11 protein-coding genes and 1 pseudogene are annotated in these 12,628 nt (G+C 53.0%); all 12 read left to right on the forward strand.

Annotated elements, in window-relative coordinates:
* Positions 1–3: 3 nt before the first annotated feature.
* A complete protein-coding gene (whiA, locus tag GT1_RS13560; protein ID WP_188399208.1) occupies positions 4–969 on the forward strand; it encodes a DNA-binding protein WhiA in 966 nt (321 codons plus the stop codon).
* Positions 966–1,718 (forward strand): polysaccharide deacetylase family protein, encoded by a 753-nt coding sequence (locus GT1_RS13565; RefSeq protein ID WP_188399209.1) that lies wholly within the window; start codon positions 966–968, stop codon positions 1,716–1,718. The genes whiA and GT1_RS13565 overlap by 4 nt, the downstream gene beginning before the upstream one ends.
* A gap of 94 nt (positions 1,719–1,812) precedes the next feature.
* Positions 1,813–2,904 carry a copper amine oxidase gene (locus GT1_RS13570; protein WP_188399210.1) on the forward strand — a complete coding sequence of 364 codons (1,092 nt, stop codon included), beginning with the start codon at positions 1,813–1,815 and terminating at the stop codon, positions 2,902–2,904.
* A gap of 97 nt (positions 2,905–3,001) precedes the next feature.
* Positions 3,002–3,142: a six-cysteine ranthipeptide SCIFF gene (scfA, locus tag GT1_RS13575; RefSeq protein ID WP_075757400.1), complete on the forward strand. Its 141-nt coding sequence runs from the start codon at positions 3,002–3,004 to the stop codon at positions 3,140–3,142.
* Between the two features lie 194 nt (positions 3,143–3,336).
* The gene (gene scfB / locus GT1_RS13580; RefSeq protein WP_188399211.1) at positions 3,337–4,692 is read left to right on the forward strand and encodes a thioether cross-link-forming SCIFF peptide maturase; all 1,356 of its coding nucleotides are present in this window, start codon (positions 3,337–3,339) and stop codon (positions 4,690–4,692) included.
* A 61-nt stretch (positions 4,693–4,753) separates the two neighbouring features.
* Positions 4,754–7,018 carry a carbamoyltransferase HypF gene (gene hypF, locus GT1_RS13585; protein ID WP_188399212.1) on the forward strand — a complete coding sequence of 755 codons (2,265 nt, stop codon included), beginning with the start codon at positions 4,754–4,756 and terminating at the stop codon, positions 7,016–7,018.
* A 2-nt stretch (positions 7,019–7,020) separates the two neighbouring features.
* On the forward strand, positions 7,021–7,248 hold the full coding sequence (locus GT1_RS13590; RefSeq protein WP_188399213.1) for a HypC/HybG/HupF family hydrogenase formation chaperone: 228 nt from the start codon (positions 7,021–7,023) through the stop codon (positions 7,246–7,248).
* Positions 7,232–8,329 carry a hydrogenase formation protein HypD gene (hypD, locus tag GT1_RS13595; protein WP_188399214.1) on the forward strand — a complete coding sequence of 366 codons (1,098 nt, stop codon included), beginning with the start codon at positions 7,232–7,234 and terminating at the stop codon, positions 8,327–8,329. The genes GT1_RS13590 and hypD overlap by 17 nt, the downstream gene beginning before the upstream one ends.
* Positions 8,322–9,338: a hydrogenase expression/formation protein HypE gene (hypE, locus tag GT1_RS13600; protein ID WP_223226256.1), complete on the forward strand. Its 1,017-nt coding sequence runs from the start codon at positions 8,322–8,324 to the stop codon at positions 9,336–9,338. The genes hypD and hypE overlap by 8 nt, the downstream gene beginning before the upstream one ends.
* 71 nt (positions 9,339–9,409) lie before the next feature.
* Positions 9,410–10,819, forward strand: a complete 1,410-nt coding sequence (gene rpoN / locus GT1_RS13605; RefSeq protein WP_223226257.1) for an RNA polymerase factor sigma-54 — start codon at positions 9,410–9,412, stop codon at positions 10,817–10,819.
* 165 nt (positions 10,820–10,984) lie between these two features.
* The gene (locus tag GT1_RS13610; RefSeq protein ID WP_188399216.1) at positions 10,985–11,554 is read left to right on the forward strand and encodes a glycerol-3-phosphate responsive antiterminator; all 570 of its coding nucleotides are present in this window, start codon (positions 10,985–10,987) and stop codon (positions 11,552–11,554) included.
* Positions 11,555–11,890: 336 nt separating this feature from the next.
* A pseudogene (locus GT1_RS13615) lies at positions 11,891–12,619 on the forward strand (MIP/aquaporin family protein); the annotation flags it as partial.
* Positions 12,620–12,628: the final 9 nt, after the last annotated feature.

A 12,628-nucleotide genomic window follows, 5' to 3' on the forward strand; every position in this document is an offset into this window, starting at 1 on the left:
CATTTGTCTTTTTCAGCAGATGTAAAAAATGAGTTGGCCCGCATAGCCGAAGAAAATAGCTGTTGCTGTGGCGCCGAACTGGCGGCATTAATCCGGATGGGAGGCGCGATGGCTATTGGCGGCAATGCCAACTTAGGAATTAATTTCAGCAGTGAGAATGCCGCCGTTACCCGCAAGGTACTCAGCCTGATCAAACAATATGCCAATATTAAAACCGAAGTGATGGTTACCCGGGGACGACGGCTTAAAAAGAATAATACCTACCATGTGCGGGTGGTGCCGTCACCGGGAGTGAATAAGCTGTTGGCATCACTGGGAATTATGCGCGGCGATGCCCTGAACGTCCACTCTGACGGCGCTATTTTGCGCAAATCCTGCTGCCGCCGGGCCTATTTGCGGGGGGCGTTTCTGGGCGCCGGTTCTGTTAACCGTCCGGAAGGCTCTTATCATCTGGAACTGGTGACAGGCAACGCCGAACTGGCCAAGTCACTGGTCAGGATTATGAAATCGCTGGGCCTGCCTGGCCGGATTACCGACCGCAAAGATGATTATATTGTGTATTTGAAGGACGGTAACGCGATTACCGCTTTTCTCCAAATCATTGGTGCCCACAGTGCCCTCCTGCAATTTGAAAATGTGCGGGTAGTTAAAGATATGCGCAATCAGGTTAACCGCTTGGTTAACTGCGAGACAGCCAATCTGCAAAAAACGGTAAATGCCGCTGTGCGGCAGATTGAGAGCATTCGCCTTATTGAACAGTTCATGGGGCTTGACAAGCTGCCGGCACCGCTTAAAGAAGTGGCTGAAGTCCGGCTGGCTTATCCGGAAGCCACCTTGACCGAGTTGGCAGCCATTATGGAGAGGCGGGTTGGCAAGTCGGGCATTAATCATCGTCTGCGCAAGCTGGGAGAGATTGCCCAGGCCCTGGCCGCCAATCGTTCGTCTCAGCCTGAGTTGGGGAGCAAATGATCAGAATTCTGCAAAGTGCTGCTGCCGTTATTTTGCTGATAAGTGTTTGGCTGCTGGCACCCGGCACCGGTGTTCCTATTTTGGCCTATCATCAGGTTAGCAGTGCAGCTGAAATATATAGTATTGATCCGGCAGATTTTGAACAACAAATGCAGTATTTGGCCAATCACGGCTATACGGCTGTCTCGTTGTCCGAACTTTTTGCCGCCAGGGAAGGGACCGGCCGGCTGCCGGAGAAACCTGTCATTATTACTTTTGATGACGGCTATGCCGATAATTATCTGACCGCATTGCCCATCATGGAAAAGTACCGGATGAAAAGCACGGTATTCATCATTACCGGCCAGGTGGGACAGCCGGCATATCTGACCTGGGAACAGATCCGGGATATGCAGGCCAGAACCACAGAAATTGCCTCCCATACTCACAGTCATGTGGCGTTAAATCAAATCGACCAGGCTATGGTGGCACAGGAGCTTGGACGTTCCAAACAGCTATTGGAAGAGCATTTGCAGCGGCCTGTCGAATTTCTGGCCTATCCTTTTGGCCAGTATAACCGGCAAACCATGGCTGCCGTGCAGCAAGCCGGTTATCGCGGTGCTTGTACCGGGCTGCCCGGTCTGGGCACAACAGCCGGCGATGCCTATCAGCTTAAACGGGTTAATGTGCCGCGACCCAAGTACGGTTTATGGGAGTTTCGCCTCAGACTGCTCCGGGCCCAGTTATATGCCAAGCTTTCCCGGCAGTGACAGGCAATTGGTAAAGTATCCTAACGGTTGAAGGCCGGACCATAGTCTGTTATAATTTTTGTTAGGTGGCCAAGCATTGTTAGGAGGTATGTATTTGTTAAAATGGTTACGCCAGGCAAGTGTGGCAGTTGCTGTCACAATTGCTGTCAGCGTTATTTCTTCTCCCCAGCTGGTGCTGGCCAAATCCGGCGTTCTGTCTCCCGCTGATTTGGAAAGGCCGTCCGAGCTGCCTGCTGTTGTGACAGAGCAGAGCGGCACGCTGCTGTTGTCAGACAGCCCTGAGATGGTACCTGATGACGGTATTATGTATCAGGATACGGTAAGTGGAGATATCCGGCTATTTTTCCATCATGTTAATGCAACTATGGAACCGAAGAAAATTGTGGTGCTGCTGGTTAACGACACCACTGAGGCTGCCGATGTGATTGTCAGCAGGCATGGGCTTGGCGGTCCGGATGTGGATTATCTGGCAGTAGGTAAAATTGCGCAAATGGAGTATCTGAATCAAGAGGAAGTCGAACTGATACATGTGCCGGCAAATGGCACGGCCCATCTGGTATCAGTCTTAAGAGATACTGTTGTTTTACCCAATGAGCTGGTTAACGGCATCTACGATTTTAGAACCAAAATTCCGCTTAAAGTTGTTGTCATGATGCTGCCTGTCGAGGCGGAAGCGGCCGAATTTGCCGCCACTGCGGCGGTATTGCCTGCCGATAGTCAGCGGCTGCGGGGAACCTTTCACGGCAGTGACCGCCTGATTGTTCCCAGTAAGGTGTATAATGCCAAAAAAGACGGCATAATTGCGATTACCCTGGCTGATCATAAGCGGGATATGTATGTGTCCGGTATTGATGCTACCGATGGTTCGGAGACGCTTAACTACGGGAATTATGGTGTTGTGTACAAAGTATTTCTGCCGACAGCTTTTGAACAAAAATACGCTGTCTACTTAAATCCCCGGGGTGGGGAATATGCCGGTGGGATAAAAGTAAAATATCGCCACCAACACGAAAATACCATCGGCACTCCGGCAGACAAATTATTTTTTGGCACTAAAACGGTAACCGACGCGGCTCACCTTGGCAACTATGAGGGCGGCCAGTCGCTGTGGCTGACCTTTTCACCACCAGGTGCTTCTAACCTGCCGGTAAAAATTGTTTTGGCTCCGGCCGGTAAAACGGAATAACCCGCACATTTCCCCTGTTTCTGCTTTTCCTATTGATTCCTGGCGGCAAAAAAGCTAAAATAATAGAGTAGCAGTTTAGTAAGGAGGGAATTTGAATATGAAAAAACATGTTGTGACAATTAATAAAGCATCACTTGCCCAAACTGTACATACCGGCGGCTGCGGGGAATGTCAGGCTTCCTGCCAGTCGGCCTGCAAGACTTCCTGTACTGTTGGCAATCAGGTCTGTCAGAAGTAGGCCGTGGGACAAGCCCCTTGCACAACAAGGGGCTTAATTTTTTGGGCGACGGCTTACAAACGCCCATTTGCTTAGCTGCTCCTTAAAACGCTTGCTTGCGTACGCACCCATGTACGCGGCGCTGCGCGTTTTCCGGGGGCATTGCATGTGGACATTTCTAAGCCGCCGCCAATTTAGAAAGGATTAACTATTTCATGCAAGTTCATAAGTTTCAGTTAAACGGATTATATATTGTACTGGATATCAATAGCGGCGCCGTGCATGTTGTGGACAAGATGACCTTTGATATCATGGATTTTTTTACCGGCGCCAATGATGAGGAAGTTATTGCCGCACTTAAAACTGCCTATGCTGTCGAAAATTTGCGTGAGGCGCTGGAAGAGCTTAAAGAACTTGTCAGTGCCGGGCAGCTGTTAGCCCCTGAACTGACTGTGCCGCTTACCTTCAGTGAGAAGCCGCTGGTTAAGTCGCTTTGCCTGCATGTGGCGCATGATTGTAACCTGCGCTGCGGCTATTGCTTTGCCGGGACAGGTGATTTCGGCCACAGCCGTGGTCTGATGCCTAAAGAAATTGGCGAGCGGGCCGTTGATTTTATTATTGAAAATAGTGGGCAGCGCCGCAATTGTGAATTGGACTTTTTTGGCGGCGAACCGCTCTTAAATATGGATACCGTGCGTCATGTTGTCAGCTATGTGAGAAAACGCGAAGGCGAGACAGGCAAGGTGTTTAAACTGACACTGACCACCAATGCCGTACTGCTCACCGACGACATCATTAATTATCTGAATGATAATAACATCAGCCTGGTGCTTAGCCTGGACGGACGGCCTCAGGTCCATGACCGCATGCGTCCTGCCGCTAACGGTAAAGGCAGCTATGAGAAGGCTGCCCGGTTGTCCAAACAGGTAGTGGATGCGCGCGAGGGTCAGAATTATTATTTGCGTGGCACCTTTACGGCCTATAACCTTGATTTTGCCGCCGATGTGCTGGCAATGGCCGATGCGGGCTTTGCCCAATTGTCGGTGGAGCCGGTAGTGGCTAAAGACGCGGACTATGCTTTGACTGAAGCTCACCTGCCGGAGCTGTTTCAGCAATATGAAATTCTGGCTAAAGAGTATCTGGCCCGCAAGCTGGCCGGCAAAGGCTTTGAGTTTTTTCACTTTAATCTTGATCTAAGCAACGGGCCCTGTGTTGCCAAACGCCTGAGCGGCTGTGGCGCCGGACATGAGTATTTTGCCGTAACGCCGGAGGGGGATTTGTATCCCTGCCATCAGTTTGTCGGCCGTGACGAATACAAATTAGGCAGTATTTATGAAGGTGTGACCAACACTGCCATGCCGGTACAATTCCGTCAGGCGCATGTGCTGAATAAGCCGGCCTGTCGCGAATGCTGGGCCAGATTCTACTGCAGCGGCGGTTGCCATGCCAATGCTGATTTGTTCCATAATGACCTGCATCAGCCCTATGAGCTGGGCTGTGAACTCCAGAAAAAGCGTCTGGAATGTGCCATTATGATCCAGGCCAGGCTGGCGATTGCAGGCCAGGAGTAAGCTGGTCTCAGCGGCATGACCCACCGATTAAGCTAAAACGGGAGCAGTAAGGAGTCTGTTTATGACTAACACAGCTGTTCATATTCATATAACCGGTATCGTCCAGGGGGTGGGTTTCCGCCCCTTTGTCTATAAGCTGGCTGAGCAGTATGGGGTATGCGGCTGGGTGTCAAATAATGCCAACGGTGTGGAACTGGAGCTGGAGGGAAGCCAGACGGCCATTACCGGCTTTATCGCGGCCCTGAAGCATCAGGCTCCGCCGCTGGCCGTCATTGAGGCCATTACGGTGGCTTGCCGTGAACCTTGCGGCTATGCCGGCTTCAGCATCAGGCCCAGTGTTGACGGCCAGTGCAAGACGGCGCTGGTTTCGCCCGATGTAGCAACCTGCCCTAACTGTGTCAGGGAACTTTTGCAGCCGGCCGACAGGCGTTACCGCTATCCTTTTATCAACTGCACCGATTGCGGTCCCCGTTTTACCATCATTGAGGATATTCCCTACGACCGGCAGGCTACCACCATGCACCGGTTTACCATGTGTCCGGCCTGCCAGGCGGAATATGACAACCCTGCCAACCGCCGTTTTCATGCCCAGCCTAACGCCTGTCCGGTATGCGGCCCGGCTTACAGGCTGCTGGATAATGCAGGACGGCCGCTGAGCGACGGGGATATATTTGCTATGGCCGCACAACTCATAGCAGGGGGGGCTATTCTGGCGGTAAAAGGGATTGGCGGTTATCATCTGGCAGTTAACGCCAGGGAGGAAGCTGCGGTGGCCCGGCTGAGAGCGCGCAAAGTCCGGGAAGATAAGCCGTTTGCCGTGATGGCCGGCAGTCTGGCAGCCGCCAAAGCTCATTGCCTGGTAGCTGCTGCCGAAGAACAGCTGCTGACCAGTGCGGCCAGACCGGTGGTACTCCTGGCGAAAGGCGACAACTACCGGCTGGCTGGCAGCATTGCCCCCGGCAATCCCTATATCGGCATGATGCTGCCCTATACCCCGGCACATTATCTGCTGCTGGGCGAGGACGATATCTGGGTTATGACCAGCGGCAACAGCAGTGATGAGCCTATTGCCTATCAGGATGATGACGCATTGGCGCGTCTTAATACCATTGCCGATTACTTTTTGGTGCATGACCGGGATATTTATTGCCGGGCTGATGATTCGGTAGTCAGAGTGGTGGAGGAGCAGCCTTATTTTATCCGGCGCAGCCGGGGGTATGTACCGGCGCCTGTCAACCTGGCGCGTGAGCTGCCGCCGGTGCTGGCCGTGGGCGGTGAACTGAAAAACACCTTTTGCCTGACAAGAGGCAAGCAGGCTTTTTTAAGCGCCCATACCGGCGATCTGGAAAATCTGCCTACCTATCAGTCCTATGTGGAAGCCATTGCGCACTATCAGCGGCTGCTTAGTGTTACGCCGCAGGTGATTGCCTGTGACCTGCATCCCGGGTATCTGTCCACCAAATATGCGGCGGCGCTTGACTTGCCGGTAGTGGCGGTGCAGCATCACCATGCCCATATTGCCGCCGTTATGGCCGAACATCATTTGCAAGGTCCGGTTATCGGCATTGCTTTTGACGGTACAGGCTATGGTCCGGACGGTACCTTGTGGGGCGGCGAATTTTTGCTGGCCGACCTGAAAGAATACCGCCGGGCAGGACATCTGGCGACACTGCCGCTGCCGGGCGGGGCTAAAGCCATCCGCGAGCCCTGGCGGCCGGCTCTCTGGTGGCTGCAGGAACTGTATGGCCAGGACTTTGTTAACCGGAATATACCGCTGGCACAGGCGCTGCCGCCTGGCTGGGAATTGGTGCTGGCGGCTGCGGCAAAAGGCATTAATACCCCGCTGGCCTCAGGTGCCGGCCGGTGGTTCGACACTGCCGCCGCGCTGCTGGGTATTCGCCGCACCATTAACTATGAAGGCCAGGCCGCTGTTGAGCTTGAACTGGCGGCTCAGGGCCATAACGGTAGGGTGCTGCCATATGCTGTCAGTGAAACTGAGGGAAGCTGGATACTGGAATACCGGCCGCTATTTGACGCCCTGTGCCGGGAAATCCAGGCAGGCACAGCCAGCGCGCAGCTTGCCGCCGACTTTCATACAACGCTGGCGGCAGCCACCTGTGAGGTTGCACGACATATCAGCAGGGCCGCCGGCATCCGGGACATCGTCTTAAGCGGTGGGGTTTTCCAAAATATTACCTTGTTACAACAAATTATCGGAATGCTCGCGCAACACGGACTGACAATATATCTTCACCGGCAGGTGCCGGCCAATGACGGCGGTCTGGCGCTCGGCCAGGCCGTCATTGCCGGGGAAAGGAGCAGATAATTATGTGTTTGGCCGTTCCTGCCCAAATAACAGAACGCAGCGAATATATGGCCACCGTTACGGTCAGCGGCGTAACCCGTCAGGTTAGCCTGATGCTGCTGCCGGAGGCGGCGGTGGGCGACTATGTGTTAATCCATGCCGGTTTTGCCATTCAGGCCATTGACGAGGCAGAAGCAAGGCGTACTTTGGAATTATTTAAGGAGCTGGAACAATATGCGGTTGACAGCTGAGGAAACAGCCCGCGCTGCTGCCTTTTTCACTGCAGGCATAGCCAGGCGGGTCAGCCGGCCGGTGCGCCTGATGGAAGTATGCGGCACCCATACGGTGGCCATTTTTCGCAGCGGTATCCGGCAGCTGCTGCCGACGTCTGTGGAACTGGTCAGCGGGCCGGGCTGCCCGGTATGTGTCACGCCCAATGAGTATCTGGATACCGCGATAGCTTATAGCCGGCGGCCGGACACTATTATCACCACCTTTGGCGATATGCTCAAGGTGCCGGGTTCTGAATCCACGCTGATGGCGGAAAAAGCGCGGGGAGCCGATATCCGCATTGTTTACTCGCCTTTGGAAAGCCTGCCGGTTGCCCGGGATAATCCGGGGAAAAACGTGATTTTTCTGGCGGTTGGTTTTGAGACAACCGCTCCCACTGCGGCGGCTACCGTGCTGCAGGCTGAGCAGCAGGGCCTGGACAACTTTTTGGTGCTGTCGGCGCATAAGCTGGTACCCCCTGCCTTGCAGGCCATCCTGGCGGCGCCGGACGGCAAGGTGGACGGCTTTTTGCTACCAGGGCATGCGGCAGCCATCAGCGGCCTGGAACCTTACCGGTTTGTTGCGGAAACCTATCAGGTGCCTGCTGTCGTTACCGGCTTCGAAGCTCTCGATATCCTGCAGGCCATCTATATCTTAATCGAACAGCTTGCCGGCGGCAAAGCCGAGTTGGCCAACCAATACCGGCGGGTGGTAAAACCGGAAGGTAATCCGTCAGCCAGGAAGATCCTTGAACAGGTATACCAGCCTGCTGCTGCCAATTGGCGCGGGTTTGGCGGTATTGACGGCTCAGGCCTTGCCTTACGGCCGGAGTACCGGCATTTTGACGCGCAAACCAGATTGCCGTTAGATAATGTGGTAACCCGTGAACCGGCCGGCTGCCGCTGTGGTGAAGTGCTGCGCGGTCTGATTGTGCCGGACGCCTGCCCGCATTTTGGCCGGAGCTGCACGCCGGAGCAGCCGGTGGGCGCCTGTATGGTGTCGGTGGAAGGGGCCTGCGCCGCCTGGTATAAATATGGCCAAGGACGGTGGACCTATGCATAAAAAACAGGAACAGATTCTGCTGGGTCATGGCAGCGGCGGCCGCCTCAGCCATGACTTGCTGAAAAGTATTATTCTGCCGGCTTTCAGCAATCCGGCACTGGACGAACTGCATGACGGGGCCAGAGTCCTTGCCGGCGGTGCCAGCCTGGCGTTTGCCACCGACAGCTATGTGGTAAAACCGCGCTTTTTCCCCGGCGGCGATATCGGCAAATTGGCTGTTTGCGGTACTGTCAATGATTTGGCCATGTGCGGTGCCGTGCCGCTGTATCTGAGCGCCGGGTTCATTTTAGAAGAAGGGCTGCCTGCCGCTGAGCTTGAGAAAATTGTAGCCTCCATGCGGCTGGCTGCCCGGGAAGCCGGTGTTCAGATTGTTACCGGTGATACGAAGGTTGTGGAAAAAGGGGCGGTGGACGGTATCTATATCAATACCGCCGGCATTGGCCTTGTGCAGCCTGGGGCAGACATTACCGTCAAACGGGTTAAACCGGGACAGGCCGTCATTGTCAGCGGTTATCTGGGGGATCATGCCATTGCTGTTATGAGTGAACGGCATGGACTGACACTGCCGGCAAAGATTGTCAGCGATTGCGCGCCGCTGAACAAGCTCATCCAGGCCATGCTTACCGAAGTGCCGGCGATTACTATGCTGCGGGACCCTACCCGGGGCGGGCTGGCGACGACGCTGAATGAGATTGCCGGCGACGCCGGTGTTGGGATAATTCTGGAGGAAAGCCTTTTGCCGGTGAAGCCGGAAGTACAGGCTGTCTGCGAAATATTGGGATTTGACCCTTTATACCTTGCCAATGAAGGAAAAGTGGTTGTTTTTGTCGAAAAAGAATATAGTGATAAAGTTCTGACAATCATGCACCAGCATCCGTTAGCCGGTGAGGCCTGTATTATCGGCAGTGTGACCGAGCAGCCGGCCGGGCAGGTGGCACTTAAAACCACAGTAGGCGGATTGCGTCTCCTGGACATGTTGTCAGGTGAACAATTACCGCGAATTTGCTGACATGAATTAGTAAGAATTGTCATAGTATTATGATAGAAGGACAGGCATAGACCTGAGGGGGGGTTAACGCTGTGCAATTGGATTACGGGCTTAAACTGGAAACCACACAAAAGTTAATAATGACTCCCCAATTACGCCAGGCAATTGCGATTCTCCAACTGCCGGCCACCGAGCTGGCGGCATTGGTGGAAAAGGAATTACTGGAAAATCCGGTACTTGAACCAACCGCAGACGGGAACGGGGAGGAACCTGCAATGGAAGCCGAAGCACCCGTCCGTGAGTACGACACCCAGCCGGAAGCCGATGGCTGGATGGAATATTTATTAAGCGGCAAACAAACAGCCGGCAGTACCCATTCAGGAGCCGCCGAACCGGCACCGCGGCGGGAAATCGCTGATACTGACGCCGTTTCGCTGCAGGACTATCTGGAAATGCAACTGCATTTTGCCGTGTTTGAGGCCGCGCACCTGATGATCGGAAAATATCTTATCGGCTGCATTGATGATAATGGTTATTTATGCGAAACAGCCGCCGAGGCTGCGCTCCGGCTAGGGGTAGAAGAAGCGGCGGTAATTGAGGTGCTGCAAATTATTCAAACCTTTGATCCCCTGGGCGTAGGCGCCCGCAGCCTGCAAGAATGCTTGCTCCTCCAACTGGAACACAAACAGTCGGAAGGCGGCAACGCGAAAATTGATTTGGCAATTGCCGTGATCAAAGACCATCTTGACCAGGTGGCCGCAGGCCGGTATAAGCAAATTGCCGACAAACAGCATTGTTCGATGCATGAGGTGCAGCAGGCTGTTGATATAATCCGTACCCTTGATCCCAAACCGGGGCGGGCCTTCGGTGGCGGTCAGGCAGCCTATATTATTCCTGATGTTACTGTCGAACGTGTGAACAACGGCTATAGCATCCATATTAATGATAATTATGTGCCGCAGATATCCATCAATCCCTATTACCGTGAAATTGCCCGGGATGCCGACAGCGATGCGCGGAAATATGTGGAAGGCCGGATTAATGCCGCCGTTTGGCTGATCAAAAGCATCGAACAGCGCCGGCGCACCTTATATAATGTGACAGAGGCCATCATTGGCCTGCAGAGTGAATTTTTTGATGCCGGCCCCAAATGCATCCGGCCGCTGACCATGAAAAAGGTAGCCGAGCAGATCGGGGTTCATGAATCAACGGTAAGCCGGGCTACAGCCAATAAATATATGGCCACGCCGCATGGGGTTTTCGGTATGCATAGTTTTTTCACCTCCGGCGTACAGGGAGCCGATGGGGAAGACGTATCGGCCAGCCGGGTGAAACAGGAGATCAAGGAACTGATTGCCGCCGAAGACCAGAGCCAGCCGTTAAGCGACCAGGCGTTGTGCGATACGCTTAACAGCAAGGGAATTATGCTTTCACGGCGGACTATTGCCAAGTACCGGGAAGAATTGGGAATTGCCGCCTCCAGCAAGCGCAAAAGGCATTAAGTACTGGAAAAGCTGTAAATTCACTGTTACCTTTTCAGGTTGACAGTGAATTTACTTTTGAAATTTTACATTAAATGGGAACTAAATATTGTAATGCCGAAAGGTATCTGTAAAGCAATGGCGAATTAAGAACAAAAAAACTATTATTGAGGCGGTGAATGCCTGATGGCAGCGTGTAGTATTGTAAAACTGCTATGTAACGGCTATGTCATACCCGCACCACGTAATTATGAGGATTTTAAGTATGCGCTGGAGCATTCCTCCAGTCCCAGTATCAGCCTGCTGTTTGGTGATATCAACATATTGCCGGAGCTGTTGCTGCAAGCCCGGGCCAAAAAGAAGCGCGCCCTGGTGCACCTGGATCTACTGGGCGGTGTTGGCAAGGATAAAGCAGGTATTGTATTTTTAGCCCGCATGGGTGTGGCAGCTGTTATTACAACTAAACCGCAACTGGGAAAACTGGCCCGTGAATCCGGGATGCTGGTTATTCATCGCTTATTTTTAATGGATTCGGAAGCCATTAAAACCGGCGTAAATTTACTTAAAGGCTATAAACCGGATGCGCTGGAACTGCTGCCTGCTTCTGTTCCGGCGAACGTGGTGGCAGAATTGGCCGCTTTGACCGGGCTGCCGATTTTGGGCGGCGGACTGATGCATACGGCGGAAGATATTAAGCAGGCCATTAACAGTGGTCTAAGTGCCGTGAGTGCCAGCAAGCGCGAATTATGGGGATGACTCAGGCAGGGAGTCTGCCTCTTCCCGGTAGCGCCGCAGCTGCAGCCGGAGTCATAATGCGTGAAGTAAATAAGCTGGAAGATGAGTGAAAATAATAACTTTTCAAACTCTTCAAAATAAGCAGGAATTATAAAAAGGGAGTAGAATATATATAATCATAAGAATATGGGACAGAGATAAAGAAAAGTCCGAATTTCCATCTGGACAGCATTGGCTGTTCTGGTGTTAATTTTGACTTTATTTTTTTGTCCCTGTAAGGAGGCGGTCAGACGGCAGACAGGATCAGCAGCTATTGTCAGGAAGTCTAATGCGTTATAGAAGAAGAGGAGGGTCTTATTTATGACAAATTTGTTTGGTGAATTTTTTGGCACAATGGTTCTGTGTATTTTTGGTTGCGGCGTTGTCGCTAACTGCCTTTTGTCGAAATCCAAAGCCGAGGGTTCCGGCTGGCTGACTATTGTAACAGGCTGGGCCATGGCTGTTATGCTTGGCGTATTCAGCGCCATCGCTACCGGCGCGCCCCAGGCCGATCTTAACCCGGCAGTTACTTTTGCTAAAATGTTCTTAGGCGTATATGAGCCTGGTCATGCGGTTGTTACCATGCTGGCTGAAATTGCCGGCGGTATCGCCGGTGCCACGATTGTTTGGCTGGCCTTCCTGCCACACTGGGAAGCTACGGAAGATAAAGGCTTAAAATTGGCGGTATTCAGTACAGCTCCTGCAATCCGTAATACCTTTTCCAACCTCTTATGCGAAATTATCGCCACTGCGATGTTAGTTATCGGAATATTTGCTATCTTCTCCAAGCCTGTTGGCGGTCTGGCTCCTGGTTTTGGCCCTTATCTGGTAGGTATGCTGGTATGGGCACTGGGTCTCAGCCTTGGCGGTCCTACCGGTTATGCGCTTAACCCTGCCCGTGACCTTGGTCCCCGTATTGCCCATGCTATTTTGCCGATTGCCGGTAAAGGCGGTTCTGACTGGGGGTATTCCTGGATTCCGGTGCTTGGCCCAATGATGGGCGCAGGGCTGGCCGTAATAGTGGCTAAAGCCGCCGGAATGCTGTAATTGGGATTT

This window comes from Sporomusa sp. GT1, assembly GCF_014634905.1.
In the GTDB taxonomy this organism is placed as follows: domain Bacteria; phylum Bacillota; class Negativicutes; order Sporomusales; family Sporomusaceae; genus Sporomusa; species Sporomusa sphaeroides.

Bases quoted from the DNA above. Each gene is read 5' to 3' on its own strand.
- GT1_RS13565 (WP_188399209.1), top strand. From the start codon at position 966: ATGATCAGAATTCTGCAAAGTGCTGCTGCCGTTATTTTGCTGATAAGT.
- scfA (WP_075757400.1), top strand. From the start codon at position 3,002: ATGAAAAAACATGTTGTGACAATTAATAAAGCATCACTTGCCCAAACT.
- scfB (WP_188399211.1), top strand. From the start codon at position 3,337: ATGCAAGTTCATAAGTTTCAGTTAAACGGATTATATATTGTACTGGAT.
- hypF (WP_188399212.1), top strand. From the start codon at position 4,754: ATGACTAACACAGCTGTTCATATTCATATAACCGGTATCGTCCAGGGG.
- GT1_RS13590 (WP_188399213.1), top strand. From the start codon at position 7,021: ATGTGTTTGGCCGTTCCTGCCCAAATAACAGAACGCAGCGAATATATG.
- hypD (WP_188399214.1), top strand. From the start codon at position 7,232: ATGCGGTTGACAGCTGAGGAAACAGCCCGCGCTGCTGCCTTTTTCACT.
- hypE (WP_223226256.1), top strand. From the start codon at position 8,322: ATGCATAAAAAACAGGAACAGATTCTGCTGGGTCATGGCAGCGGCGGC.
- GT1_RS13610 (WP_188399216.1), top strand. From the start codon at position 10,985: ATGGCAGCGTGTAGTATTGTAAAACTGCTATGTAACGGCTATGTCATA.